Below are 26,635 nucleotides of genomic sequence, written 5' to 3' on the forward strand. Positions count from 1 at the left end.
GGGATTTATGATGAAATTACGCTATTTACTGCCGCTATTATTTTGCGTGCTCTCCATTTTCGCCAGGCAAGCGTTAGCAGACACCGCATGTCATTTTACGACACAGCAGGCCAGTATACCTGCTTTCTGGACTGCCAGAACGCTCATTGGCCCCATCGGAGGCATCGATACGCCGCTCATCATTATGAACCCTCAGTCTATGGAGGGTGATTTCCCTTTATTCCAGGGAGCGGCGCCCATCACATGCGGAGGTAGTGGGAGCAATGCCGTAACGTTGACCGGCCCTACCGACGCCAATTTGTGGGATCACTATACCACTCAGGGGTCAGATGGCCCTACCGGGCTGCTCAAAACCTCGATTCCCGGCATTGTTTACACCTATTCCGTGAGGTGTATCGGGAACTGCCACAACGGCAACAACACTAACGATCTGGATTTAAACCTGCCGCTGCCCGGAGGAACGTCAACCTTCCCAAGCCATGGCGATGCCCCCTGGACGGGGCCTAGCGCAACACGCAACTGGGATATCTTCGTCACGATGTATCAGACGCCAGACTACCACCCCCGAAATGGTCAGACGGACGGGAACGCGCTGCCAGGGAAAATCGGTACTCTGCACATAGGAGATGCCGGGCAAAACGATCTCGACCTTATGATGAGTGGAGCATCGATGGCGTTTTCCGTCATGGAGCCGACCTGCCAGGGAATGGGGATAAATAATGACGAATACGATCGGGACGTGGATTTTGGCGACTTTTACCGTTCCGATTTCGAAAAAACGGGCGAGTCGGTAGAAAAGCCGTTTACGTTTAACTTATTCCGCTGCTCATTGACGACCGTTACTGTCACCCTGACCGGCAATCATGGCGCAGACAATACGATTCTCACCAACTCTTCAGGGAGCGCCGAGGGCGTGGGCGTAAAAATTCGTTCCATTATCAATAACAACACACAAACAATGAAGGTAGACGGTTCGGAGCGTGTCGGTATCACCTACAGCGGAAATCGTGAGTGGTATCATGAATCTATTGGTCTGGATTTCACCGGGCAGTTAATCAAAATCGGTACAATTAAAGCCGGCACTTTTGAAACCGTCGGTACTTTCACCCTCAGCTACGAATAACGTTCCCTGCGGCTGACTACCTGTCAGCCGCATCATCGCTTCCACGAATTGACCGTCAGTACGCGTACAAATCATGCTTTAGCACAAAAGGCGGATTTTTTTGCTGTTGATGCCAGAGACTGGTGACATCGGGCGCGCCGAGGGAAACAATGGTGTCACGGAACGCCGCGCTGCTCATGGATTCCCGTGCGGCAAGCATTTCTTCAAGCAATGAATACGTCACACCAGCAATCACTTCGCAGCCGGAATGTTTATGGCTCATCAGCGACGCCACACGATAAGGCGCGGCGCCGGACGTGTCCGTTAAAAAGATCACCCCATCGCCGGAATCCGCCTGGTGTAATGCTTCACACATCATACGGCTGAGCATATTGGTACTCAGGCCGCGCCAGAAGTTCACCGCCCGGCACTGCGCCAGCGGGCCATGTTTTTCTTCCAGACGATCCTGTAGCTCCTGCGCGCGATCGTCATGACAGGTAATCACCCAACCCAACATAGCCTACCTCCTTAGCAAGCAAGTAGTTTATCAGTGTGATAAATGAGTAAGGGTGATAAACGTCAAAGTCTGCCTCTCCCCCCGGCGGAGGAGAGGAAAAACATTACGTGCGCAAGCCGCGTCCGCGCTGAATTAAGTACCAGCACAGCAGGTAAAACGCCAGGATAAACACGGCCAGAACGCCGAACGTAGTGACCAGCGGTACGTCGTGAATGCCCAGGAAACCATAGCGGAAGCCGCTGATCATGTAGACAATCGGGTTCAGATGCGACAATCCTTGCCAGAACGGCGGTAGCAGCGTCAGGGAATAAAACACCCCGCCTAGGTAAGTGAGCGGCGTCAGCACGAACGTCGGGATCAGGCTGATATCATCAAAGGTCTTCGCAAAGACCGAGTTCAGCAGCCCTGCCAGCGAAAACAGCACCGCCGTCAGCACCAGCGTTAACGCCACGAACACCCAGGAGTGTACCTGGAACGGCACAAAGAACAGCGAAATCACCGTAACCAGAACCCCTACGCACAGCCCGCGCGCCACGCCGCCGCCAATATATCCGACGATAATAACGTGCGTCGGGACAGGCGCCACCAGCAGTTCTTCAATGTTGCGCTGGAATTTGGCGCTAAAGAAGGATGAGGCCACATTGGCATACGCGTTGGTGATCACCGCCATCATGATTAAGCCCGGCACGATAAACTGCATATAGCTAAAACCGTGCATCTCGCCAATGCGTGAGCCAATCAGATTACCGAAGATAATAAAATAGAGCGTCATGGTGATGACCGGCGGCACCAGCGTCTGCACCCAGATACGCATAAAGCGGTTAATCTCTTTCGCCCAGATGCTTTTCAGCGCGACCCAATACAGCTGCATCATCCGCGATCTCCTTTTTTATCATGCACCAGAGAGACAAACAGTTCTTCCAGGCGGTTTGCCTTGTTACGCATACTGAGAACCTGAACGCCCTGGCTGCTCAATTGCGAAAAGACGCTATTGATGCCCTGTTCCCGCAATACTTCGACCTCCAGCGTCGAGGTATCCACCAGACGGTACTGATAGCCTTCCAGCCTCGGCAGCGGGCTTTTCGCCGCCAGATCGAGAATAAACGTCTCGGATTTCAGCTTAGAGAGCAGATTTTTCATCGAGGTGTTTTCCACCAGCGCGCCGTGCTGAATGATACCGATGTTGCGACACAGCATTTCCGCTTCTTCAAGATAGTGCGTCGTCAGGATGATCGTGGTGCCTTTGTCGTTTAAATCCTTCAAAAAGCCCCACATTGAGCGGCGAAGTTCAATATCCACCCCTGCGGTGGGTTCATCCAGAATCAACAGTTTCGGCTCATGCATCAGCGCCCGGGCGATCATCAAACGACGCTTCATCCCGCCGGAGAGCATACGCGCACGTTCGTTACGTTTTTCCCACAGATCGAGTTGTTTCAGATACTTTTCGCTGCGCGCAACGGCTTCTTTACGCTCAACGCCGTAGTACCCCGCCTGATTGACGACGATCTGCTGGACGGTTTCAAACGGGTTGAAGTTAAATTCCTGCGGCACCAGGCCAAGCTGGCGTTTGGCGTTGACCACATCTTTTTCAAGGTCGTAACCAAAGACGCAGACGCGCCCGGAGGTTTTGTTAACCAGCGAGCTGATAATGCCAATGGTGGTTGATTTCCCCGCCCCGTTTGGCCCCAGAAGCGCATAAAAATCACCCGCCTCAACCTGCAAATCGATCCCACGGAGCGCCTGAACGCCGCCCGGATACGTTTTTTTAAGTTGCTGAAGTTCCAGTGCAATGGTCATGAATTTTTACTTACCTTACGTTCTTACACTTTATTTACACTCTAAATAATTCGAGTTGCAGGAAGGCGGCAACGCAGTGAATCCCCGGAAGCTTACACCAGTAAGTGACCGGGGTGAGCGAGGAAGCCAACGCACCTGCAACGTGAAGAATGACGAGTATATGGTTTAAATAATCCCGGAGTTGCCCTATATTAGCCCAACGCACTTATTTGGTTACAGGTCGTTAACCTCCATGAAAGACATAGATACACTCATCAGCAACAATGCACTATGGTCAAAAATGCTGGTGGAAGAGGATCCCGGATTTTTTGAGAAACTGGCGCAAGCGCAGAAACCGCGCTTTCTATGGATTGGATGTTCCGACAGCCGCGTTCCCGCAGAACGTTTAACCGGCCTTGAGCCAGGCGAATTATTTGTTCACCGCAATGTTGCCAACCTGGTCATTCACACCGATCTCAACTGCCTCTCCGTGGTGCAGTATGCCGTCGATGTACTGGAAGTTGAACACATTATTATTTGTGGTCACTACGGTTGTGGCGGCGTCCAGGCGGCTGTTGAAAACCCGGAACTGGGGTTAATTAACAACTGGTTGCTGCACATTCGCGATATCTGGTTCAAACATAGCTCATTACTCGGAGAAATGCCGCAGGAGCGTCGAATCGATACCCTGTGCGAGCTGAACGTGATGGAACAGGTATATAACCTGGGCCACTCAACCATCATGCAGTCCGCGTGGAAACGCGGTCAGAAAGTGACGATTCACGGCTGGGCCTACGGTATTCACGACGGCCTGCTGCGCGATCTGGAAGTCACGGCGACCAACCGTGAAACGCTGGAACAGCGCTATCGTCGGGGGGTTTCAAACCTCAGCAAAAAGCATATTAACCACAAGTAAACGTGTATTGCCGGGTGGCGGCTACGCCTTACCCGGCCTACATTTCTACGGACATAGCACCTGTAGCGCCATCCGGCACAACGTTCTTACTCGTCCAGCAGCACCACTTTACCAACATACGGCAGATGGCGATAACGCTGAGCATAGTCAATGCCGTAACCCACAACGAACTCATCCGGGATCGAGAAACCGATAAACTCAACCGGGACGTCAACCTCACGGCGAGACGGCTTATCCAGCAGCGTACAAATCGCCAGAGACTTTGGCTCACGCAGGCTCAGGATTTCCCGTACTTTCGACAGCGTATTCCCGGAATCGATAATATCTTCGACAATCAGCACATCCTTGCCACGGATATCTTCATCCAGGTCCTTGAGAATTTTCACATCGCGAGTGGTGGACATGCCGCTACCGTAGCTGGAGGCGGTCATAAAATCGACTTCATGAGACACCTGTACCTCGCGGCACAGATCCGCCATAAACATAAATGAGCCACGCAGCAGACCTACCAGCACCATGTCACTGCCGCTGTCTTTATAACGTTCAGTAATCTGACGACCCAGTTCGGCAATGCGCGCTTTGATCTCCGCTTCGGGGATCATTACTTCTACAGTATGTTTCATATCTCTAACCATATGATTTAAAAACAAATCACTTCATGCCTGCTCTTGATAAGACAGCATCGAAGCGCAAGGCACGCAGTATACCAGCAAAAGTATTTATTCGCGGCATCTGTTAATAAAGCTCATTTTGTGATGACGATCACACTTGTTAAATCCTATAATTAATTGCTACTAAAAAATTAACAAATTGAGATGGTATCTTTTTATGGCAAATAACAACGCAAAAGCGCCACGGCTTCTCGTGACGCTGACAGCCCTCTTCGCTGCACTCTGCGGGCTGTATCTGCTGATCGGCGGCGGCTGGCTGGTCGCCATCGGCGGCTCCTGGTACTACCCGATTGCGGGCATCGTCATGCTTGGCGTCGCCGGGCTATTATGGCGCAGCAAGCGTTCCGCGCTGTGGCTGTATGCCGCCCTGCTCCTCGCCACTATGATCTGGGGCGTGTGGGAAGTCGGCTTCGACTTCTGGGCGCTGACCCCGCGTAGCGACATTCTGGTCTTCTTCGGCATCTGGCTGATTTTACCGTTTGTCTGGCATCGCCTGAGCGTCCCTTCCAGCGGCGCTGTCAGCGCGCTGGTAGTTGCCCTGCTGATAAGCGGCGGCATCCTCACCTGGGCTGGCTTCAACGACCCGCAAGAGATCAACGGTACGCTAAGCGCGGACGCGGTGCCTGCCGAACCGATCTCTCCGGTTGCGGACCAGGACTGGCCTGCCTATGGCCGCAATCAGGAAGGGCAGCGCTACTCTCCGCTGAAGCAGATCACTGCTGATAACGTCCACAACCTGAAAGAGGCGTGGGTGTTCCGTACCGGCGATCTGAAGCAGCCGAACGATCCGGGTGAAATCACCAACGAAGTGACCCCGATTAAAGTCGGCGATACGCTGTATCTGTGTACCGCCCACCAGCGTCTGTTTGCGCTGGACGCGGCGAGCGGGAAAGAGAAGTGGCATTTCGACCCGCAACTCAATACCGATCCCAGCTTCCAGCATGTCACCTGTCGTGGCGTCTCCTATCATGAAGCCACGGCCGATAACGCCTCGCCGGATGTCGTTTCAGACTGCCCGCGCCGCATTATTCTGCCGGTGAACGATGGCCGTGTTTTCGCCCTCAACGCGGACAACGGCAAGCTGTGCGAATCCTTTGCCAACAACGGCATTCTGAACCTGCAAACCAATATGCCGGTCACTACGCCGGGCATGTATGAACCCACATCACCGCCGGTCGTGACCGACAAGGTGATCGTCATTGCAGGCGCCGTCACCGATAACTTCTCTACCCGCGAGCCGTCCGGGGTTATTCGCGGCTTTGACGTGAACAGCGGTAAACTGCTGTGGGCATTCGATCCCGGTGCGAAAGACCCGAACGCGATCCCGTCGGATGAGCACCACTTCACGCCAAACTCGCCAAACTCCTGGGCACCAGCCGCGTATGACGCGAAGCTGGATCTGGTCTATCTGCCGATGGGCGTCACCACCCCAGATATCTGGGGCGGCAACCGTACGCCAGAGCAGGAGCGCTATGCCAGCTCGATCCTGGCGCTCAATGCAACGACCGGTAAACTGGCCTGGAGCTATCAGACCGTTCATCACGATCTGTGGGATATGGATATGCCGTCCCAGCCGACGCTGGCGGATATCACTGTGAAAGGGCAAACCGTTCCGGTCATCTACGCTCCGGCAAAAACCGGTAATATTTTCGTGCTGGACCGTCGCAATGGTCAGCTTGTGGTGCCTGCCCCGGAAAAACCGGTGCCGCAGGGCGCGGCCAAAGGGGATTACGTCACCAAAACGCAGCCGTTCTCTGATTTGAGCTTCCGTCCGACGAAAGACCTGACCGGTGCGGATATGTGGGGCGCCACCATGTTCGATCAGCTGGTGTGCCGCGTGATGTTCCATCAGATGCGTTATGAAGGGATCTTTACCCCGCCGTCAGAAAAAGGCACGCTGGTCTTCCCGGGCAACCTCGGTATGTTCGAATGGGGCGGCATTTCCGTCGATCCGAACCGTCAGGTGGCGATTGCCAACCCGATGGCGCTGCCGTTTGTCTCTAAACTGATCCCACGCGGCCCAGGTAATCCGATGGAGCCGCCGGAAGATGCCAAAGGCACCGGTTCGGAATCGGGTATTCAGCCGCAGTATGGCGTACCGTATGGCGTGACGCTGAACCCGTTCCTGTCGCCGTTTGGTCTGCCGTGTAAACAGCCTGCCTGGGGTTACATCTCCGCGCTGGATCTGAAAACCAACGAAGTTGTCTGGAAAAAACGTATTGGTACGCCGCAGGACAGCATGCCGTTCCCGATGCCGTTTAAGGTGCCGTTCAATATGGGGATGCCAATGCTGGGCGGCTCAATCTCTACCGCTGGCAACGTGCTGTTTATTGCCGCGACCGCAGATAACTACCTGCGCGCTTACAACATGAGCAATGGTGAAAAACTGTGGGAAGGCCGTCTGCCCGCAGGCGGTCAGGCAACGCCGATGACGTATGAAGTCAACGGTAAGCAGTACGTCGTGATTTCCGCCGGGGGGCACGGTTCGTTCGGGACGAAGATGGGCGACTATATTGTCGCGTACGCTCTGCCTGACGACGCGCAGTAACGTTTATGCCGGATGGCGGCTTCGCCTTATCCGGCCTACAGGATGCTCACTTTACTGTAGGCCGGATAAGCGTCAGTGCCATCCGGCATGTTTATACCGTAAAACCGAGACTGTAGGCCGGATAAGCGCCAGCGCCATCCGGCATGTTTATACCGTAAAGCCAAGCATCATGCCTGTATCTTCATGCTCCAGCAGATGGCAGTGCGCCATGTAAGCATGTTCTTGCGATGCCTCGTGATCAAACTTCACCAGCACCTCGCTGATCCCGCCTTCAACCCGCACCGTATCCTTCCAGCCTGCGCGATGCGCCGCCGGGGCTCTGCCGTTTTCCGACAGGATGCGGAACTGCGTACCATGAATATGGAACGGATGCAGCATCATGTCACCTTCGCCGGAAATAACCCAACGCTCATACTGCCCTTTGGCGGCGGCAAACATTGGTGTCGTCATATCAAACGCCAGACCGTTGATCTTATTGGCATTGTGGAAATCGAACTTCCCGCCGTGATTCATATGTCCATCATTGCCGTGATCCATTGAGCCATGATTCATATGCCCCATCATCTGCCCATGATCCATTCCCGCCATCGCCCGATCGCCATACTTTTGCATCAGCATCTGCATACCCATCATGTCGAGCATCGGGTCCATCGACAGTTGCAGTTTTCGCTGCGTCAGGCCATCAAGAGAAGGCAATGCAGGCATCGTGGTCAGCGTATCCGGCAAGGTGCCGGAGGCCGTGACCGCCAGCGGCTGAATATGCATAACCGGGTGCGGTTTATCAAACGGCGCGATCGTCATCCCCATCTGGCTGACGGGCAGCGTCATCAACTCAAACGCTTTGCCGTCGCTGATGTCGATAAGCACTTCGAAACGCTCCCCCATTAACATGGGCAGTGCGTTTACCTTCACCGGCTCCGCCAGCAGGCCGCCATCGCTGGCGATAACATACAGCGGACGGTTGTCGCTGGTGGCGATGTTCAGTGAACGCGCGTTGCAGCCATTCAGCAGACGCAGACGCAGCCAGCCTTTTGGCGCAGCATGCTGCGGATAAATCGCCCCGTTGGTCAGCAGCGTGTCGCCAAACCACCCGACGGCGGCGGTCATCATATCCAGCTGATAATTGATTTGTCCGTCAGGGGAAAACTGTTTGTCCTGAATAATCACCGGCACATCGTCTATCCCCCACTGTTTTGGCAGGAGCAGTTTGCCAATGTCTTCATCTTCAATCAGTACCAGGCCCGCCAGTCCCATCGCCACCTGACGACCGGTTTTCCCATGCTGATGAGGGTGGAACCAGCAGGTTGCCGCACGCTGTTCAGGCGTGAAGGTGACGGAGCGCTTGCCGCCCGCCGCAATCACCCCCTGCGGGCCTCCGTCCACTTCGCCGGGAACTTCCAGCCCATGCCAGTGCAGCGTCGTCTCCTCGGCAAGCTGGTTATGAATATCCACGGTAATACGCTGACCTTTGTGCAGCTTAAGCGCCGGCCCGAGTAGCGTGCCGTTGTAGCCCCAGGTCGTTGCCGTTTTACCCGCGAAGGTCGACTGTCCGGCTTTGACAATCAGCGAAATGTGATTGCGCGCGTCGGCGGTTAAAAGATCGGGAATGGGTAACGCGGGACGTTCCGCAGCAAACACGGCGCGGCTCCACAACGGCAGTGCCGATGCGACCCCAAGCGCCACAGAATATTTTAAGAAATCACGACGTTGCATAATCACTTCCTTATTTTCAACCGGCGGGACGCAGTCTGACCTTTGAGCATAGACCCTCCCCTTACGGGAAGGTCAAGTCACAGACGCCCGTCGGATACAATAATAAATGTCGTCGCCTAGCCCGCAGTGTGCTAACGTTTAATTTCCGTGATGCAGTGGTAGAAGCAATGAAGACGTTTTTCAGAACAGTGTTGTTCGGCAGCCTGATGGCCGTATGCGCAAACAGCTATGCGCTCAGTGAATCCGAAGCCGAAGATATGGCAGATTTAACGGCGGTGTTCGTCTTTCTGAAAAATGACTGCGGCTACCAGAATCTCCCGAACGGTCAGATTCGTCGCGCACTGGTCTTTTTTGCCCAGCAAAACCAGTGGGACCTCAGCAATTACGACTCCTTCGACATGAAATCCCTCGGTGAAGACAGCTACCGCGATCTGAGCGGCATCGGCATTCCCGTCGCCAAAAAATGCAAAGCGCTGGCGCGCGATTCCCTGAGTTTGCTGGCCTACGTAAAATAACTCGCGTTATACCCAACGGATACCTTATTGCTGAAATAATGACCGTGCATCATCGGTCATTGTTAGCTATTATGTTGCGCCCATTTTTTACGGGTGTTAACAATGGAGGTATCAGCCAATGGCCGAAAATACGAAGTGGCATGAAACGCTACACGACCAGTTTGGTCAGTACTTTGCCGTGGACAACGTGCTGTATCACGAGAAAACCAATCACCAGGATCTGATTATTTTCGAGAACGCCGCGTTTGGCCGCGTAATGGCGCTGGACGGCGTGGTGCAAACCACCGAGCGCGATGAGTTTATCTATCACGAGATGATGACCCACGTTCCGCTGCTGGCACACGGCCACGCGAAACATGTGCTGATCATCGGCGGCGGCGACGGCGCAATGCTGCGTGAAGTGACACGGCATAAAAATGTCGAAACGATCACGATGGTGGAGATCGACGCAGGCGTGGTCTCTTTCTGCCGTCAGTATCTGCCGAATCACAACGCAGGCAGCTATGACGATCCGCGTTTTAATCTGGTGATCGACGATGGCGTTAACTTCGTGAATCAGACCAGCCAGACCTTTGATGTGATCATCTCCGACTGTACCGATCCGATCGGCCCCGGCGAGAGTCTGTTCACCTCAACCTTCTATGAAGGTTGCAAGCGCTGTCTGAATCCTGGCGGGATCTTTGTCGCACAGAACGGCGTCTGCTTCCTGCAACAGGATGAAGCCATTGACAGCCACCGCAAGCTCAGCCATTACTTTGGCGATGTCAGCTTCTACCAGGCAGCCATTCCGACCTACTACGGCGGCATTATGACCTTCGCGTGGGCGACGGACAATGACGCGCTGCGCCACCTGTCAACCGAGATTATTCAGGCGCGTTTCCATACCTCCGGCCTGAAATGCCGTTACTACAATCCGTCTGTTCACACGGCAGCTTTTGCCTTACCTCAGTATTTGCAAGACGCGCTCGCAACACCGTCGTCCTAAGGAGAAGATAAGAAATTGAAAAAACTGAAACTGCATGGCTTTAATAATCTGACCAAAAGTCTGAGTTTTTGTATTTACGATATCTGCTACGCCAAAACCGCAGAAGAGCGCGATGGTTACATTGCCTATATCGATGAACTCTATAACGCCAATCGCCTGACGGAAATTCTGTCAGAGACGTGCTCCATCATCGGCGCGAATATCCTGAATATCGCCCGCCAGGATTATGAACCCCAGGGCGCCAGCGTCACTATTCTGGTAAGCGAAGAGCCGGTCGACCCGCAGCTTATCGACAAAACAGAGCATCCCGGCCCGCTGCCCGAGGCCGTCGTCGCCCATCTGGATAAGAGCCATATCTGCGTGCATACCTACCCGGAAAGCCACCCGGAAGGCGGATTGTGCACCTTCCGCGCCGACATTGAAGTTTCGACCTGCGGCGTGATTTCCCCGCTGAAGGCGCTGAATTACCTGATCCACCAGTTAGAGTCCGATATCGTCACCATCGACTACCGCGTACGTGGGTTTACCCGCGACGTCAACGGCATGAAACACTTTATCGATCATGAGATTAATTCCATTCAGAACTTTATGTCCGACGACATGAAGTCGCTGTATGACATGGTGGATGTGAACGTGTATCAGGAAAATATCTTCCATACCAAGATGCTGCTTAAAGAGTTCGATCTTAAGCACTACATGTTCCACACTAAACCGGAAGATCTGACGGAAACCGAGCGCAAAGAGATTACCGCTGCGCTGTGGAAAGAGATGCGCGAGATTTACTACGGCCGCAATATCCCTGCGGTATAAGCGTAACGGCGGAGCACGGAGGCTCCACCGTATTTAGCGTTGTTGAATGAAATGACGGTAAGCCGCAACAACCTGAAGAAAGTCCTCCACGCCGCAGAGCGATAAGCTCTCTTCGTCGTAGTAGTTCATCCCCTCTTCCATTTCGTCGCCGGTAAACTCCAGTTGATTAGCGCGAACCATCACCTCTTCGCCATCCATCCAGAGCGTATATTCATGTCCCGCCCGTTGCCAGGAACGCTCACTGCCCTTTAGCGCACGCGCCGCTTGTTCCACTTCATCAAGCAAGGCCAGGTTCTCTTTCACTTCTTCGTTAAACCAGTGCCCCACCACCTCGTGGCCCATGGACATTCGCACTTTTACCACTCCGGTAATATCGCGCAGAAATTCGTAATCCATAATGTGTTCCTCTGCTCCCGGCAATGCGCCATTACCGCATTGCGCCCATGCTGTAATTATCGCAGCACAACGGAAGAAAAAAAGCGGAACGGGCGGAAGGAATAGAAATAAAAATGCCCGGTGACGCAAGGTTTCACCGGGCATTGATGCGTTTTTACGCAGAACAGGTCGGAGCCGTTACACCGCAGTCTGGAAAATCACGCCGTCGGCTTTCTCGGTGTACTGGGAAAGCTGATCGAAGTTCAGATAACGGTAGGTATCCACGGCGGTTTTATCCACCTGCGCAACGTAGGTCTGGTACTCTTCCGGCGTCGGCAGTTTGCCGATCAGCGCCGCAACCGCCGCCAGTTCCGCAGAAGCCAGATAGACGTTCGCCCCGGTTCCCAGACGGTTCGGGAAGTTACGGGTTGAGGTAGAAACAACCGTCGCCCCGTCAGCCACACGCGCCTGGTTCCCCATGCACAGTGAACAGCCTGGAATTTCAATCCGCGCGCCGCTCTTACCAAAGACGCTATAGTAGCCCTCTTCGGTCAACTGCGCGGCATCCATACGGGTTGGCGGCGCCACCCACAGGCGGGTCGGCAGCTGGCCTTTGTGCGCATCCAGCAGTTTACCTGCCGCACGGAAGTGACCGATGTTGGTCATACAGGAACCGATAAAGACTTCGTCAATCTTCTCGCCCTGCACATCAGACAGCAGACGCGCATCGTCAGGATCGTTCGGCGCGCAGAGGATCGGCTCTTTGATATCAGCCAGATCGATCTCGATCACCGCCGCATAATCAGCATCCGCATCCGCTTCCAGCAACTGCGGGTCCGCCAGCCATTTTTCCATGCCCTGAATACGGCGCTCCAGGGTGCGGCGATCGCCGTAACCTTCCGCGATCATCCACTTCAGCAGAACGATGTTGGAGTTCAGGTACTCGATAATCGGCTCTTTGTTGAGCTTAATGGTACAGCCTGCCGCAGAACGCTCCGCAGAGGCATCGGTCAGCTCAAACGCCTGTTCCACTTTCAGGTCCGGCAGCCCTTCGATTTCCAGAATACGGCCGGAGAAGATGTTTTTCTTACCTTTCTTCTCAACGGTCAGCAGACCCTGTTTGATCGCGTACAGCGGGATCGCGTGTACCAGATCGCGCAGGGTGATACCCGGCTGCATTTTGCCTTTAAAGCGCACCAGCACTGATTCCGGCATATCCAGCGGCATGACGCCAGTCGCCGCCGCAAACGCCACCAGGCCAGAACCCGCCGGGAAGGAGATACCAATCGGGAAACGGGTATGGGAGTCGCCGCCGGTACCAACGGTATCCGGCAGCAGCATACGGTTCAGCCAGGAGTGGATTACGCCATCGCCCGGACGCAGAGAGACGCCGCCACGGTTCATGATGAAATCCGGCAGCGTGTGGTGCGTAGTTACGTCAACCGGTTTCGGATACGCTGCGGTATGGCAGAAAGACTGCATCACCAGGTCAGACGAGAAGCCCAGGCACGCCAGGTCTTTCAGTTCGTCACGGGTCATTGGGCCAGTGGTATCCTGAGAGCCTACGGAGGTCATTTTCGGTTCGCAGTAAGCGCCCGGACGGATACCGGCAACGCCGCAGGCACGGCCCACCATCTTCTGCGCCAGCGAGTAGCCGCGAGCGCTTTCCGCCACGTCTTTCGCCTGACGGAACACATCGCTGTGCGGCAGACCCAGCGCTTCACGCGCTTTGGTGGTCAGGCCGCGACCGATGATCAGCGGAATACGACCGCCCGCGCGCACTTCGTCGATCAGCACGTCGGTTTTCAGTTCAAAGCTCGCCAGCAGTTCGCCGGTTTCGTGATGGCGGACTTCACCTTTGTACGGGTAAACGTCAATCACATCGCCCATGTTCAGGTTATTCACGTCCACTTCAATGGGCAGCGCGCCCGCATCTTCCATCGTGTTAAAGAAGATAGGCGCAATTTTGCCGCCAAGACACAGACCGCCGCCGCGTTTGTTCGGCACATTCGGGATGTCATCGCCCATGAACCACAACACGGAGTTGGTAGCGGATTTACGCGAAGAACCGGTGCCAACAACGTCGCCCACGTAGGCTAACGGATAGCCTTTTTGCTGCAACGCTTCGATCTGTTTGATCGGCCCCACCACGCCAGGCTGATCCGGCTCAATGCCTTCACGGGCGTTTTTCAGCATCGCCAGCGCGTGCAGCGGAATGTCCGGGCGGGACCAGGCATCTGGCGCCGGGGAGAGGTCGTCGGTGTTGGTTTCACCGGTCACTTTAAAGACGGTAACGGTGATTTTTTCAGCCAGAGCAGGACGGTTCAGGAACCATTCGGCATCGGCCCAGGACTGCATCACCTGCTTCGCATATTCGTTGCCCGCTTTGGCTTTTTCTTCTACATCGTAGAAGTTGTCGAACATCAGCAGGGTATGGGACAGCGCTTTAGCAGCAATCGGCGCCAGTTTGGCATCGTCCAGCGCGTCAATCAGCGGATGAATGTTGTAACCACCCTGCATGGTGCCCAGCAGTTCAATGGCTTTTTCTGGAGTAACCAGCGGGGAGGTGGTGTCGCCTTTCGCGACGGCAGCGAGAAAGCCCGCTTTTACATAGGCGGCTTCATCGACGCCAGGGGGAACACGGTTGATTAACAGGTCTAACAGGAATTCTTCTTCGCCCACAGGCGGGGTCTTCAGCAGCTCGACAAGTGCGGCCATTTGGGTTGCATCTAAGGGTTTGGGCACAATCCCAAGGGCGGCACGCTCAGCTACGTGCTTACGGTATTCTTCTAGCACGACGGTTCTCCTCGCTCTCATTGTCATAGTGCGGCGCTTTTGTATATGGGCGATTCTCTTCACGCTCCTGTGAGACAGCAGTTTGTAGGGTAAATGCCCGATACCGCAACGGGCAGAATAGCAGGATTTTAGTGGGGTGTTAATCTGTTTACAAAAAAGCAACATAAAAAAGTGGCTGAATCGTTACGCATGGTCTATTGCCCTTCGCCTTTTCAGGAAAGAGACATTTTCCCCTGCAACGTTTGCTCACATTATTTCGAACGCTAATCATCACCTGACGGTAGCGATCCCAATATTAGTCAAAAATTAAACTCCCGCCGCCCTATACTCACGCAACACCGCACCCGCTGGCGGCAGGCATAATGACCATGACGATTCTTCAGGAATCGGGAGAGATAAAATGACGTTGCCCTTTAAGCCCCATGTAATTGCGCTGGTATGCAGCGCAGGGTTATTTGCCGCTTCGGGTGTGTTGTATGTAAAAAGCCGCACGCCCGAAGCCCCGCTTCAACCCGCGCCCGTCGTCGTGCAGCCGCAGCCGACCGCCGCCGCGGAACCTGAAGCAAAAGCCGCGTTTACCGCAGCGCAAATCGATCAATGGGTCGCCCCGATAGCGCTCTACCCTGACTCGCTGCTTTCTCAGGTGCTGATGGCCGCCACCTATCCGGCGAACGTGGTTCAGGCAGTGCAGTGGTCGCATGACAACCCAACCCTGCAAGGCGATGCGGCAATACAGGCCGTCTCCGGTCAGCCCTGGGACCCGAGCGTGAAATCACTGGTGGCGTTTCCCCAGTTGATGGCGCTGATGGGCGAAAACCCAACGTGGGTGCAAAACCTTGGCGACGCTTTTCTGGCCCAGCCGCAGGACGTCATGGACGCGGTGCAACGGTTGCGTTTACTGGCGCAGCAAACCGGCTCGCTGAAATCCACGCCGCAGCAAACGGTTAGCAGCACGCCGAAGCAGAGCGCCGCCGCTAACGTACAAAGCACGACGCCGACGGTGATCAAAATTGAGCCCGCCGATCCACAGGTCGTCTATGTTCCCAACTATAATCCCGCGACCGTTTACGGCGCCTGGCCGAACACCGCTTACCCGCCCGTGTATCTGCCGCCGCCTCCCGGACAGCAATTCGCCGACAGTTTCGTGAAAGGCTTTGGTTATAGCCTCGGCGTCGCCACCACCTACGCGTTGTTCAGCAGCATCGACTGGGACGACGATCATCATCACCACGACGATGACCATCACCACCACGATGATAACGACCATCACGGCGGCAATGGCTACCAGCACAACGGGGATAACATCAATATCAATGTGAATAACTTCAATCACATTACCGGGCAAAATCTCAAAGGGCAGACAATGGCCTGGCAGCACAACCCGGCGTATCGCAACGGCGTGCCCTATCAGAACAACGCGGTGTCCCAACGTTTTCATCAAACCGATGTCAGCGGCGGGTTAAGCGCCACTCAACAGACGCCAGCCTCCCGCGACAGCCAGCGTCAGGCGGCGATGGCGCAATTCCAGCAGCACAGCCACGCGTCTCCCGCCACGCGAACCCAACCGCCTGGCGCGACGTCCCGCGATGCCCAGCGCAAAGCGGCCTCGCAGCAGCTAAACCAGATTGCCCAGCGGAATAACTATCGCGGCTACGACACCCGGCAAGACAGCGTTCACAGGGAGTCGGTTCAGTCACATTCACTGTCACAGCAGCAACGGGAGACCGTTCACCAGCGCGTCGCATCCGCCACGCCGCAGCAGCGTCAGACCTTCCGGCAGAACCATGCCAATGTGTTCAGCGGTAACGACAGCCGTTCGCCCTCCTGGCAATCTCAGCAGCAGCGCGGCCAGCAGAGTCGTCACGTCGGCAATCTCAATACTGAACAGCATGCCGCTGCGCGTGAACACCTTTCCGAGCGCCATGAATTTCGCCGTCGTTAACCGGAGTCGATGATGAAAAAAATCCTGTTAAGCACCCTGCTGCTGTCGCTGCCGTTGTTGAGCTACGCGCAACAACGCTTCCCTTCGCCTGACGACGCGGCAACGGCGTTCGCGACCGCAGTCGCCACGCAAAACGAGGCGCAGTTGACCGCGCTATTGGGCGACAACTGGCGACAGTTTCTGCCGCAGGAAGGCGCCGATCCCGAAGCCGTTGCCCGCTTTAACCGCGACTGGAAAATCAGCCACCGTATCGTGCAGCAAGGCGATACCGCGCACCTGAACGTCGGGCGCGACGAGTGGCAACTGCCTGTACCGATGATGAAAGATGCTGATGGCTGGCATTTTGATATGGCGGCCGCTCAGGACGAGATCCTCACCCGCGCCATCGGCCGCAATGAACTGTCGGCGATAGAAGCGATGCGCGCCTATGTGGATGCCCAATACGATTACTGGCAACGCAAACAGAGGTTCGCGACAAAACTCATCAGTAGCAAAGGTCAGCAGGATGGACTGTACTGGCCGGCACAACCCGGCGAGATGCCCAGCCCGTTAGGCCCGGCATTCAGTCCTTCGGCACCCGGTGAGGGTTATCACGGCTACCATTTCCGCATTATTCCCGATAGCACAGAAAACGGTTTCGCCCTGCTGGCCTGGCCGATAATTTGGGGGAAGACGGGCGTCATGAGCTTTATGGTTAATCAGGACGATAAGGTGTATCAGGCGAACCTGGGAAAAGAGACGGAGAAGAACGTCGCGACAATCAATAAATTCAATGCCGATGCCCACTGGCAGACCGTTGAGTAAAAGCGGTTATCAAAGATTACAGGCCGGATAAGGCGTTGATGCCGCCATCCGGCAAAACCCGGGGCAGGATTTGCCCCAATAAAAAAGCGGCCGCTAAGCCGCTTTTTCTTTATCCACTCAGAAGATTATTTCTTCTTCGCTTTCGGGTTCGGCAGGTCAGTGATGCTGCCTTCGAACACTTCGGCTGCCAGGCCAACGGACTCGTGCAGAGTCGGGTGAGCGTGGATAGTCAGCGCGATGTCTTCAGCATCACAGCCCATCTCGATCGCCAGACCGATTTCGCCCAGCAGCTCGCCGCCGTTGGTGCCGACAATCGCGCCACCGATAACACGGTGAGACTCTTTGTCGAAAATCAGCTTGGTCATACCGTCTGCGCAGTCAGAAGCGATAGCACGGCCAGACGCTGCCCACGGGAAGGTGGCGGTTTCGTAGCTGATGCCTTTCTCTTTCGCTTCTTTCTCCGTCAGACCTACCCATGCAACTTCTGGCTCAGTGTAGGCGATGGACGGAATAACTTTCGGATCGAAGTAGTGTTTCTTACCGGCGATAACTTCAGCGGCAACGTGACCTTCGTGAACACCTTTGTGCGCCAGCATCGGCTGACCGACGATATCGCCGATAGCAAAGATGTGCGGTACGTTAGTGCGCAGCTGTTTGTCTACGCGGATGAAGCCACGGTCGTCAACTTCTACGCCAGCCTTGCCAGCATCGAGGTTTTTACCGTTCGGCACACGGCCGATAGCCACCAGCACCGCATCGTAACGCTGTGCTTCTGCTGGTGCTTTTTTGCCTTCCATGGAAACGTAAATACCGTCTTCTTTCGCTTCAACGGCAGTCACTTTGGTTTCCAGCATCAGGTTGAATTTCTTGCCGATGCGTTTGGTGAAGACTTTAACGATGTCTTTGTCAGCCGCCGGGATAACCTGGTCGAACATTTCAACCACGTCGATCTCTGAACCCAGCGCATGGTACACCGTACCCATTTCCAGACCGATGATACCGCCGCCCATAACCAGCAGACGTTTCGGTACGGATTTCAGTTCCAGTGCGTCGGTGGAGTCCCAGACGCGCGGATCTTCGTGCGGAATAAACGGCAGTTGGATCGGACGGGAACCTGCTGCAATAATCGCGTTGTCGAAGTTGATCACGGTTTTGCCGTTCTCGCCTTCCACTTCCAGGGTGTTGGCCCCGGTGAATTTACCCAGACCGTTTACCACTTTCACTTTACGGCCTTTCGCCATACCAGCCAGACCGCCGGTCAGCTGAGTGATAACTTTCTCTTTCCAGGTACGAATTTTGTCGATATCGGTTTTCGGCTCGCCAAAAACGATACCGTGTTCAGCCAGTGCTTTGGCTTCTTCGATAACTTTTGCTACGTGCAGAAGAGCTTTAGAAGGGATACAGCCGACGTTCAGACAAACACCGCCGAGGGTGTTGTAACGTTCTACGATTACGGTTTCCAGACCTAAATCAGCGCAACGGAAGGCAGCAGAGTAACCTGCCGGGCCTGCCCCAAGTACCACGACCTGAGTTTTGATTTCAGTACTCATCATGACCTCTTAATTTATTCCCGGCGATCCCTGGTCTTGTCGCCCATCATCCACCGGGTCGTTCTATCCGCCCGTATTTTACAAAATTGTTAACAATTTTGAAACAACAAACGGCAACCGATTTGTCTTTCGCACGATAACCTCACTCACTTCATGAGATTACCAGAAAAAAGCCGGCCGTCAGGCCGACTTTTTTGCTTGCTTACATCACCAGACGGCGAATGTCAGACAGCGTGTTGTTGATGATGGTGATAAAGCGAGCACCATCAGCACCGTCAATCACGCGGTGGTCGAAGGAGAGAGAAATCGGCATCATCAGACGCGGAGTAAACTCTTTACCATTCCACACCGGTTCCATTGCGGACTTAGAAACGCCGAGGATAGCCACTTCCGGCGCGTTCACAATCGGCGCGAAGTGGGTGGTGCCCAGGCCGCCGATGCTGGAGATAGTGAAGCAACCGCCCTGCATTTCGCCAGCGGTCAGCTTACCATCACGCGCTTTCTTAGAGATGGTCGTCAGTTCACGGGACAGCTCAGTAATGCTCTTCTTGTTCACATCTTTGAACACCGGAACAACCAGACCGTTCGGCGTGTCGACCGCGACACCAATGTTGATGTACTTCTTCAACGTCAGGCGCTGACCGTCTTCAGACAGAGAGCTGTTGAAGCGCGGCATCTGTTCCAGAGCAGCGGCAACGGCTTTCATGATGAAGACCACTGGCGTGAATTTCACGTCCAGCTTACGTTTTTCAGCTTCCGCATTCTGCTGCTTACGGAACGCTTCCAGATCGGTGATATCCGTTTTGTCGAAGTGCGTAACGTGCGGGATCATCACCCAGTTACGGCTCAGGTTAGCACCAGAGATTTTCTGGATGCGGCCCAGTTCAACTTCTTCCACTTCACCAAACTTGCTGAAGTCCACTTTCGGCCACGGCAGCAGACCTGGCAGAGAACCGCCGGTTGCGCCCGCTGGCGCGGATTCAGCGCGCTTGATAGCGTCTTTCACGTAAGCCTGAACGTCTTCGCGCAGGATACGACCTTTACGGCCAGTGCCCTTCACTTTCGCCAGGTTAACGCCGAACTCGCGCGCCAGGCGGCGAATCAGCGGGGTCGCGTGAACGTAAGCGTCGTTTTCAGCAAACTCAGATTTGCCTTCCGCTTTTGCCGCAGGCGCAGCAGCCGGTTTAGCGGCCTGAGCAGGTGCAGCGGCAGGTGCCGGAGCAGCAGCCGGAGCCGCGGCAGGGGTAGCGCCTTCCACTTCGAAGACCATAATCAGAGAGCCGGTAGACACTTTGTCGCCAACGTTAACTTTCAGCTCTTTAACCACGCCCGCGAACGGCGCCGGCACTTCCATAGAGGCTTTGTCGCCTTCTACGGTGATCAGCGACTGTTCAGCTTCCACTTTATCGCCGACTTTAACCATCACTTCGGTGACTTCAACTTCGTCGCCGCCGATGTCCGGTACGTTAACGTCTTTCGCGCCAGCCGCTGCTGCCGGAGCCGCCGCTGCTGGTGCTGCCGCCTGAGCGGGCGCAGCAGCAGGCGCAGCGCCCGCCACTTCGAAGACCATGATCAGAGAGCCGGTAGACACTTTATCGCCAGCGTTGACTTTGATCTCTTTAACCGTACCCGCGAACGGCGCCGGCACTTCCATAGAGGCTTTGTCGCCTTCTACGGTGATCAGCGACTGCTCAGCCGCAACGGTGTCGCCCACTTTGACTAGGATCTCGGTGACTTCAACTTCGTCGCCGCCGATATCCGGTACGTGTACGTCTTTCGCTGCCGCAGCAGCAGGAGCAGCTGCCGGAGCGGCTTCTTTCTTCTCTTCTGCCGGAGCTGGCGCAGCGTCAGCTGCACCGTCGGCGGAATCGAAAATCATGATAAGTGCGCCCGTCGCGGTTTTGTCGCCAACAGAGACTTTAATCTCTTTAACGACGCCCGCCTGCGGCGATGGAACTTCCATAGAGGCCTTGTCGCCTTCTACGGTGATCAGCGACTGTTCAGCTTCAACTTTGTCGCCCACTTTGACCAGGATCTCGGTGATTTCAACTTCATCAGCCCCGATGTCCGGTACGTTGATTTCGATAGCCATTATTCTTTTACCTCTTACGCCAGACGCGGGTTAACTTTATCTGCATCGATGTTGAATTTGGTGATGGCTTCCGCTACCACTTTCTTATCGATTTCGCCACGTTTAGCCAGCTCGCCCAGAGCCGCAACAACCACATAAGATGCATCCACTTCGAAGTGGTGACGCAGGTTCTCACGGCTGTCAGAGCGGCCGAAACCGTCAGTACCCAGTACGCGGTAATCATCAGCCGGTACATAAGTACGAACCTGCTCGGCGAACAGTTTCATATAGTCAGTCGATGCCACTGCCGGCGCGTCGTTCATTACCTGAGCAATGTACGGAACGCGTGGAGTTTCCAGCGGGTGCAGCATGTTCCAGCGCTCACAATCCTGGCCATCACGCGCCAGTTCAGTGAAGGAGGTGACGCTGTAAACGTCAGAACCTACGCCGTAATCTTTCGCCAGGATCTCTGCTGCTTCGCGAACGTGACGCAGGATAGAACCGGAGCCCAGCAGCTGAACTTTACCTTTCTTACCTTCGAGGGTTTCGAGTTTGTAGATACCTTTACGGATACCTTCCTCAGCACCTTCCGGCATGGCTGGCATGTGGTAGTTTTCGTTCAGCGTGGTGATGTAGTAGTAAACGTTCTCTTGTTTCTCACCGTACATACGCTCCAGACCATCGTGCATGATGACCGCAACTTCGTACGCGTAAGACGGATCGTAAGAGATACAGTTCGGGATAGTCAGAGACTGAATGTGGCTGTGGCCATCTTCGTGCTGCAAACCTTCGCCGTTCAGCGTCGTACGACCGGAAGTACCACCGATCAGGAAGCCGCGCGCCTGTTGGTCACCTGCTGCCCAGCACAGGTCGCCGATACGCTGGAACCCGAACATGGAGTAGTAGATGTAGAACGGGATCATCGGCAGGTTGTTGGTGCTGTAAGAGGTCGCAGCGGCCAGCCAGGAAGAACCTGCGCCCAGCTCGTTGATGCCTTCCTGCAAAATCTGACCCTTCTCGTCTTCTTTGTAGTAAGCAACCTGCTCACGGTCCTGCGGGGTGTACTGCTGGCCGTTCGGGCTGTAAATACCGATCTGACGGAACAGACCTTCCATACCGAAAGTACGCGCTTCGTCGGCGATGATCGGAACCAGACGATCTTTGATCGACTTGTTTTTCAGCATCACGTTCAGGGCACGAACGAAAGCGATAGTGGTGGAGATTTCTTTGTTCTGTTCTTCCAGCAGCGCGCCGAAGTCTTCCAGGGTCGGCAGTTCCAGCTTCTCAGTGAAGTTCGGCTGGCGGCTCGGCAGGTAGCCGTGCAGTTTCTGACGCTGTGCGTGCAGATAAGTGTGCTCTTCAGAACCTTCCGGGAAGGTAATGTACGGCAGTTTTTCGATATCAGCATCGGATACCGGCACGTTGAAACGATCGCGGACGTAACGAACGCCGTCCATGTTCATTTTCTTAACCTGGTGCGCAATGTTTTTACCTTCGGCAGTGTCACCCATGCCATAACCTTTGATGGTATGGGCCAGGATTACTGTTGCTTTGCCTTTGGTTTCCTGCGCTTTTTTCAGTGCAGCGTAGACTTTCTTCGGATCGTGACCACCACGGTTCAGTGCCCAGATCTGCTCATCAGTCCAGTCAGCAACCAGGGCTGCGGTTTCTGGATATTTACCGAAGAAGTGCTCACGTACGTAAGCGCCATCTTTGGATTTGAAGGTCTGGTAGTCACCGTCAACGGTTTCGTTCATCAGCTGGATCAGTTTACCGCTGGTGTCTTTACGCAGCAGCTCATCCCAACGACCGCCCCACATCACTTTGATCACGTTCCAGCCAGCGCCGTCAAAGATGCCTTCCAGTTCGTTAACGATCTTGCCGTTACCGGTTACCGGGCCGTCCAGACGTTGCAGGTTACAGTTGATGATGAAGACCAAGTTGTCCAGTTTCTCACGGGTGGCGATGGTGATAGCCCCTTTGGATTCCGGCTCGTCCATCTCGCCGTCGCCCAGGAAAGCGTAAACGGTCTGTTTGGACGTGTCTTTCAGACCACGGTGTTCCAGATATTTCAGGAATTTAGCCTGGTAGATCGCGCCGATTGGGCCCAGACCCATAGATACGGTCGGGAACTGCCAGAATTCCGGCATCAGTTTCGGGTGCGGGTAGGAAGAGAGGCCTTTGCCATGAACTTCCTGACGGAAGTTGTCCATCTGTTCTTCAGTCAGACGGCCTTCCAGGAATGCGCGTGCATACACGCCCGGGGAGATGTGGCCCTGGAAGTATACCAGGTCGCCGCCATCCTGCTCATTGCGTGCGCGGAAGAAGTGGTTGAAGCAAACATCATAAACAGTTGCGGAAGACTGGAAGGAAGCCATGTGGCCACCCAGTTCGAGGTCTTTTTTAGACGCACGCAGTACGGTCATGATGGCGTTCCAGCGGATAGCTGAACGGATACGACGCTCCAGTTCCAGATTGCCCGGGTATTCCGGTTCATCTTCAACGGCAATAGTGTTTACATAGTTGCTAGCCCCTGCACCTGCCGCTACTTTCACGCCGCCTTTGCGGGCTTCAGAAAGAAGCTGGTCAATCAGATACTGAGCACGCTCAACACCTTCTTCACGGATGACCGATTCGATCGCCTGTAGCCAGTCGCGAGTTTCGATCGGATCCACGTCATTTGGGAAACGTTCTGACATGGGGGTATTCCTTATCTATCTAATACGTTGATTTGTCTGGAACCTGTCCCATTGAGCTTTCGCCAGAAAGCGCAATAAGACAGGTTCTGCGTTTAGTTGCCGCGCGCTATAATTTGCGCTTGATTTACAACATCTTCTGGTTAACGTTCTGCCAGAAAAATCACTAATTCTTTCGTTGCTCCAGACGGCGTAAGGCGCGTTCACGACGGCTTTCCTCACGGCTTCTGTCCAGGAGAATCTCTTCGATAAACGCCAGGTGACGATGCGACGCTTCACGCGCATCGATCGGATTACCGGCGATGATCGCTTCAAAAATACGGGTACGATGACTGCTCACCAGCGGAAGCATCTCCCGGCGCGCATACAGCAATTCAAAGTTCTGACGAACGTTTTGCGCCAGCATCGGCTCCATACACCTTAGCAGATGGAGCAGCACCACATTGTGCGCCGCTTCGGTGACAGCGATTTGATACTGGAGAACCGCGTCGGATTCGGCATCCAGATCGCCGGACTGTTGAGCAAGCTCGATAGCATGATGGAGTTCACGAATGCGGGTTTTGTCTTCATCCGTGCTACGCAATGCCGCGTAATAAGCGGCAATGCCTTCCAGCGCATGGCGCGTCTCAAGCAGGTCAAATTGGGATTCAGGATGATCGGAGAGCAGTTCTACCAGTGGGTCGCTAAAGCTCTGCCACAGACTGCTCTGTACAAAAGTTCCGCCGCCCTGGCGACGAAGCAGCAAACCCTTCGCTTCGAGACGTTGGATCGCCTCGCGTAAAGAGGGGCGGGAGACGTCGAACTGTTTAGCCAGTTCACGTTCCGGTGGGAGTTTTTCGCCGGGGCGCAAAGTCCCCTCAAGAATTAAAAACTCCAGCTGCTGCTCAATCACATCGGATAGTTTTGGTTGGCGGATTTTGCTGTAGGCCATGATTTCCTGTCTTAAGCCATTTGCCCGGAGTCAATTGGTCTTACCAATTTCACGTTCGTGACGCTAAAGTAACAAAGTATTCACCTTCTGTCCATACAGGTTTTGATTGAAATCAGTAAACCACGCACATTTTAACAAGATTACAGAAATAACGTTTCAAAGATGTAACTATGCACAAATGTTAAATTTACTCCCCCGGGAGTAGATTTAACGTAATTGAAACGAGGAAAAATTTTATCTGAACCGATTCAACTGCTTATTCAATGACTTTATATTCACAAATAATGAATAAATATTTATCAGCTAAAATTTGAGGTGGGAGAGGTGGTATTTACAAATGGTTTCTTTTTATTCAACTCGTCATCGTCCCTTCATAAAGCAGGTGCATTAACGCCCGCATACCATTATTCTTTAGCCGACGAAAGACTTTCGGTAACAATTAAGATTTCATCAGCGTAAACATATTAATACAACAAATGGAATTGCAAACTTACACACGCGTCACTGCGTAGTTCAAAAATAACCACACACGAGGTTTCATGATGGAAGGTCAACAGCATGGCGAGCAGCTAAAGCGCGGTCTTAAAAACCGCCATATCCAGCTAATCGCCCTGGGGGGCGCAATCGGTACCGGGCTGTTTCTGGGCAGCGCATCCGTTATCCAGTCAGCAGGGCCAGGGATTATTCTGGGTTATGCCATCGCGGGCTTTATCGCTTTTCTGATCATGCGTCAGTTAGGTGAAATGGTGGTTGAAGAGCCGGTTGCCGGTTCGTTCAGCCACTTCGCCTATAAATACTGGGGCGGATTTGCAGGCTTCGCTTCCGGCTGGAACTATTGGGTGCTGTATGTGCTGGTTGCAATGGCGGAACTGACGGCGGTCGGGAAATACATTCAGTTCTGGTGGCCTGAAATCCCCACCTGGGTCTCCGCTGCGGCCTTCTTTGTGCTCATCAACGCCATCAACCTGACCAACGTGAAAGTGTTTGGTGAGATGGAGTTCTGGTTTGCCATCATTAAAGTTATCGCAGTGGTGGCGATGATCCTCTTCGGCGGCTGGCTGCTGTTTAGCGGCAACGGCGGCCCGCAGGCAACCGTGCGTAACCTGTGGGAACAGGGCGGCTTTCTGCCGCATGGCTTCACCGGGCTGGTCATGATGATGGCGATTATCATGTTCTCCTTCGGCGGACTGGAGCTGGTCGGGATCACGGCGGCGGAAGCGGACAACCCGGAGCAAAGCATTCCGAAAGCGACGAACCAGGTTATCTACCGTATTTTGATTTTCTATATTGGTTCGCTGGCGGTGCTGCTTTCTCTGCTGCCGTGGACGCGCGTAACGGCGGATACCAGCCCGTTCGTCCTGATCTTCCACGAACTGGGCGATACCCTCGTAGCCAACGCGCTGAATATCGTGGTACTGACCGCGGCGCTGTCCGTCTATAACAGCTGCGTATACTGCAACAGCCGTATGCTGTTCGGCCTGGCTCAGCAGGGCAACGCGCCGAAAGTGTTTTTAAGCGTGGATAAACGCGGCGTACCGGTGAACACCATTCTGGTTTCCGCACTGGTTACCGCGCTCTGCGTGCTGATTAACTATATGGCGCCGGACTCGGCATTCGGCTTGCTGATGGCGCTGGTGGTCTCTGCTCTGGTGATCAACTGGGCAATGATCAGCCTCGCGCACATAAAGTTCCGTCGCGCCAAACAGCAGCAGGGAGTGAAAACTCGCTTCCCGGCGCTGTTCTACCCGCTGGGTAACTGGGTCTGCCTGCTGTTTATGGCGGCGGTGCTGGTCATTATGCTGATGACGCCAGGCATGGCCATCTCGGTCTACCTGATTCCGGTGTGGATTGTCATTCTGGGCGTAGGCTATCTGTGTAAACAGAAAACCGCAAAAACCGTTAAAGCGCATTAATCCC

General features: G+C 54.4%; 20 protein-coding genes. 9 read left to right on the top strand and 11 right to left on the bottom strand.

Translation table 11 applies throughout. The features are described 5' to 3' along the window. The first annotated feature begins 7 nt into the window (after positions 1 to 7). Complete coding sequence (locus tag OGX80_RS01080) at positions 8 to 1,123, top strand: fimbrial protein (RefSeq protein WP_115181983.1); 1,116 nt, start codon at positions 8 to 10, stop codon at positions 1,121 to 1,123. A gap of 55 nt (positions 1,124 to 1,178) precedes the next feature. On the opposite strand, the gene OGX80_RS01085 is transcribed toward OGX80_RS01080, so the two are convergent. The 3 genes from OGX80_RS01085 to OGX80_RS01095 all read right to left on the bottom strand — a co-directional run bounded on the left by OGX80_RS01085 (position 1,179) and on the right by OGX80_RS01095 (position 3,416). Next, positions 1,179 to 1,619, bottom strand: coding sequence for a PTS sugar transporter subunit IIA (locus OGX80_RS01085; RefSeq protein WP_012134027.1), 441 nt, complete (start codon positions 1,617 to 1,619; stop codon positions 1,179 to 1,181). A gap of 103 nt (positions 1,620 to 1,722) precedes the next feature. Continuing rightward, positions 1,723 to 2,493, bottom strand: a complete 771-nt coding sequence (locus OGX80_RS01090; protein ID WP_012134028.1) for an ABC transporter permease — start codon at positions 2,491 to 2,493, stop codon at positions 1,723 to 1,725. Beyond that, complete coding sequence (locus OGX80_RS01095; protein ID WP_012134029.1) at positions 2,490 to 3,416, bottom strand: ABC transporter ATP-binding protein; 927 nt, start codon at positions 3,414 to 3,416, stop codon at positions 2,490 to 2,492. The genes OGX80_RS01090 and OGX80_RS01095 overlap by 4 nt, the downstream gene beginning before the upstream one ends. Positions 3,417 to 3,648: 232 nt before the next feature. Here OGX80_RS01095 and can point away from each other — a divergent pair, with 232 nt between their 5' ends. After that, entirely contained in the window at positions 3,649 to 4,311 is a 663-nt protein-coding gene (gene can / locus OGX80_RS01100; RefSeq protein ID WP_012134030.1) for a carbonate dehydratase, read from the top strand. Between the two features lie 86 nt (positions 4,312 to 4,397). On the opposite strand, the gene hpt is transcribed toward can, so the two are convergent. Further along, positions 4,398 to 4,934, bottom strand: coding sequence for a hypoxanthine phosphoribosyltransferase (gene hpt, locus OGX80_RS01105; protein WP_024130701.1), 537 nt, complete (start codon positions 4,932 to 4,934; stop codon positions 4,398 to 4,400). A gap of 205 nt (positions 4,935 to 5,139) precedes the next feature. Here hpt and OGX80_RS01110 point away from each other — a divergent pair, with 205 nt between their 5' ends. Then, positions 5,140 to 7,530, top strand: coding sequence for a glucose/quinate/shikimate family membrane-bound PQQ-dependent dehydrogenase (locus OGX80_RS01110; RefSeq protein ID WP_286471078.1), 2,391 nt, complete (start codon positions 5,140 to 5,142; stop codon positions 7,528 to 7,530). 147 nt (positions 7,531 to 7,677) lie between these two features. Here the strand turns inward: OGX80_RS01110 and cueO are convergent, their stop codons facing one another. Further along, the gene (cueO, locus tag OGX80_RS01115) at positions 7,678 to 9,243 is read right to left on the bottom strand and encodes a multicopper oxidase CueO (protein WP_115181984.1); all 1,566 of its coding nucleotides are present in this window, start codon (positions 9,241 to 9,243) and stop codon (positions 7,678 to 7,680) included. A 167-nt stretch (positions 9,244 to 9,410) separates the two neighbouring features. On the opposite strand from cueO, the gene OGX80_RS01120 reads away from it, so the two are divergent. From OGX80_RS01120 to speD, 3 genes are all read left to right on the top strand, one after another. Next, positions 9,411 to 9,758 carry a YacC family pilotin-like protein gene (locus tag OGX80_RS01120; protein ID WP_012134034.1) on the top strand — a complete coding sequence of 116 codons (348 nt, stop codon included), beginning with the start codon at positions 9,411 to 9,413 and terminating at the stop codon, positions 9,756 to 9,758. A gap of 118 nt (positions 9,759 to 9,876) precedes the next feature. After that, positions 9,877 to 10,743, top strand: a complete 867-nt coding sequence (speE, locus tag OGX80_RS01125; RefSeq protein ID WP_115181985.1) for a polyamine aminopropyltransferase — start codon at positions 9,877 to 9,879, stop codon at positions 10,741 to 10,743. A gap of 15 nt (positions 10,744 to 10,758) precedes the next feature. Then, positions 10,759 to 11,553, top strand: a complete 795-nt coding sequence (speD, locus tag OGX80_RS01130; protein WP_012134037.1) for an adenosylmethionine decarboxylase — start codon at positions 10,759 to 10,761, stop codon at positions 11,551 to 11,553. A 33-nt stretch (positions 11,554 to 11,586) separates the two neighbouring features. On the opposite strand, the gene yacL is transcribed toward speD, so the two are convergent. Continuing rightward, the gene (yacL, locus tag OGX80_RS01135; protein WP_012134038.1) at positions 11,587 to 11,949 is read right to left on the bottom strand and encodes a protein YacL; all 363 of its coding nucleotides are present in this window, start codon (positions 11,947 to 11,949) and stop codon (positions 11,587 to 11,589) included. A gap of 177 nt (positions 11,950 to 12,126) precedes the next feature. After that, positions 12,127 to 14,724, bottom strand: coding sequence for a bifunctional aconitate hydratase 2/2-methylisocitrate dehydratase (gene acnB / locus OGX80_RS01140; RefSeq protein WP_047458888.1), 2,598 nt, complete (start codon positions 14,722 to 14,724; stop codon positions 12,127 to 12,129). Positions 14,725 to 15,124: 400 nt separating this feature from the next. Here acnB and OGX80_RS01145 point away from each other — a divergent pair, with 400 nt between their 5' ends. Continuing rightward, positions 15,125 to 16,666, top strand: coding sequence for a DUF3300 domain-containing protein (locus tag OGX80_RS01145; RefSeq protein ID WP_115181986.1), 1,542 nt, complete (start codon positions 15,125 to 15,127; stop codon positions 16,664 to 16,666). Positions 16,667 to 16,678: 12 nt separating this feature from the next. Beyond that, the gene (locus OGX80_RS01150) at positions 16,679 to 17,470 is read left to right on the top strand and encodes a DUF2950 family protein (RefSeq protein WP_115181987.1); all 792 of its coding nucleotides are present in this window, start codon (positions 16,679 to 16,681) and stop codon (positions 17,468 to 17,470) included. 125 nt (positions 17,471 to 17,595) lie between these two features. On the opposite strand, the gene lpdA is transcribed toward OGX80_RS01150, so the two are convergent. The 4 genes from lpdA to pdhR all read right to left on the bottom strand — a co-directional run bounded on the left by lpdA (position 17,596) and on the right by pdhR (position 24,718). Continuing rightward, positions 17,596 to 19,020, bottom strand: a complete 1,425-nt coding sequence (gene lpdA / locus OGX80_RS01155) for a dihydrolipoyl dehydrogenase (protein ID WP_047463778.1) — start codon at positions 19,018 to 19,020, stop codon at positions 17,596 to 17,598. 202 nt (positions 19,021 to 19,222) lie between these two features. Continuing rightward, the gene (aceF, locus tag OGX80_RS01160) at positions 19,223 to 21,112 is read right to left on the bottom strand and encodes a pyruvate dehydrogenase complex dihydrolipoyllysine-residue acetyltransferase (protein WP_114847952.1); all 1,890 of its coding nucleotides are present in this window, start codon (positions 21,110 to 21,112) and stop codon (positions 19,223 to 19,225) included. 14 nt (positions 21,113 to 21,126) lie between these two features. Continuing rightward, positions 21,127 to 23,790 (bottom strand): pyruvate dehydrogenase (acetyl-transferring), homodimeric type, encoded by a 2,664-nt coding sequence (gene aceE / locus OGX80_RS01165; RefSeq protein WP_012134048.1) that lies wholly within the window; start codon positions 23,788 to 23,790, stop codon positions 21,127 to 21,129. Between the two features lie 163 nt (positions 23,791 to 23,953). After that, positions 23,954 to 24,718, bottom strand: a complete 765-nt coding sequence (gene pdhR, locus OGX80_RS01170) for a pyruvate dehydrogenase complex transcriptional repressor PdhR (protein WP_012134049.1) — start codon at positions 24,716 to 24,718, stop codon at positions 23,954 to 23,956. Between the two features lie 539 nt (positions 24,719 to 25,257). On the opposite strand from pdhR, the gene aroP reads away from it, so the two are divergent. Beyond that, positions 25,258 to 26,631: an aromatic amino acid transporter AroP gene (gene aroP / locus OGX80_RS01175; protein WP_012134051.1), complete on the top strand. Its 1,374-nt coding sequence runs from the start codon at positions 25,258 to 25,260 to the stop codon at positions 26,629 to 26,631. Positions 26,632 to 26,635 lie beyond the last annotated feature (4 nt).

The organism is Citrobacter sp. CK194 (assembly GCF_030333395.1).
Classification (GTDB): Bacteria; Pseudomonadota; Gammaproteobacteria; order Enterobacterales; family Enterobacteriaceae; genus Citrobacter_B; species Citrobacter_B koseri.

What these genes read in the sequence shown, in the direction of transcription:
- lpdA (WP_047463778.1), bottom strand. Translation starts at nt 19,020, where the DNA reads ATGAGTACTGAAATCAAAACTCAGGTCGTGGTACTTGGGGCAGGCCCG.
- speE (WP_115181985.1), top strand. Translation starts at nt 9,877, where the DNA reads ATGGCCGAAAATACGAAGTGGCATGAAACGCTACACGACCAGTTTGGT.
- can (WP_012134030.1), top strand. Translation starts at nt 3,649, where the DNA reads ATGAAAGACATAGATACACTCATCAGCAACAATGCACTATGGTCAAAA.
- OGX80_RS01090 (WP_012134028.1), bottom strand. Translation starts at nt 2,493, where the DNA reads ATGATGCAGCTGTATTGGGTCGCGCTGAAAAGCATCTGGGCGAAAGAG.
- OGX80_RS01120 (WP_012134034.1), top strand. Translation starts at nt 9,411, where the DNA reads ATGAAGACGTTTTTCAGAACAGTGTTGTTCGGCAGCCTGATGGCCGTA.
- OGX80_RS01110 (WP_286471078.1), top strand. Translation starts at nt 5,140, where the DNA reads ATGGCAAATAACAACGCAAAAGCGCCACGGCTTCTCGTGACGCTGACA.
- aceE (WP_012134048.1), bottom strand. Translation starts at nt 23,790, where the DNA reads ATGTCAGAACGTTTCCCAAATGACGTGGATCCGATCGAAACTCGCGAC.
- aceF (WP_114847952.1), bottom strand. Translation starts at nt 21,112, where the DNA reads ATGGCTATCGAAATCAACGTACCGGACATCGGGGCTGATGAAGTTGAA.
- pdhR (WP_012134049.1), bottom strand. Translation starts at nt 24,718, where the DNA reads ATGGCCTACAGCAAAATCCGCCAACCAAAACTATCCGATGTGATTGAG.
- cueO (WP_115181984.1), bottom strand. Translation starts at nt 9,243, where the DNA reads ATGCAACGTCGTGATTTCTTAAAATATTCTGTGGCGCTTGGGGTCGCA.
- OGX80_RS01080 (WP_115181983.1), top strand. Translation starts at nt 8, where the DNA reads ATGATGAAATTACGCTATTTACTGCCGCTATTATTTTGCGTGCTCTCC.
- OGX80_RS01085 (WP_012134027.1), bottom strand. Translation starts at nt 1,619, where the DNA reads ATGTTGGGTTGGGTGATTACCTGTCATGACGATCGCGCGCAGGAGCTA.
- aroP (WP_012134051.1), top strand. Translation starts at nt 25,258, where the DNA reads ATGATGGAAGGTCAACAGCATGGCGAGCAGCTAAAGCGCGGTCTTAAA.
- OGX80_RS01150 (WP_115181987.1), top strand. Translation starts at nt 16,679, where the DNA reads ATGAAAAAAATCCTGTTAAGCACCCTGCTGCTGTCGCTGCCGTTGTTG.
- OGX80_RS01095 (WP_012134029.1), bottom strand. Translation starts at nt 3,416, where the DNA reads ATGACCATTGCACTGGAACTTCAGCAACTTAAAAAAACGTATCCGGGC.
- OGX80_RS01145 (WP_115181986.1), top strand. Translation starts at nt 15,125, where the DNA reads ATGACGTTGCCCTTTAAGCCCCATGTAATTGCGCTGGTATGCAGCGCA.
- yacL (WP_012134038.1), bottom strand. Translation starts at nt 11,949, where the DNA reads ATGGATTACGAATTTCTGCGCGATATTACCGGAGTGGTAAAAGTGCGA.
- hpt (WP_024130701.1), bottom strand. Translation starts at nt 4,934, where the DNA reads ATGAAACATACTGTAGAAGTAATGATCCCCGAAGCGGAGATCAAAGCG.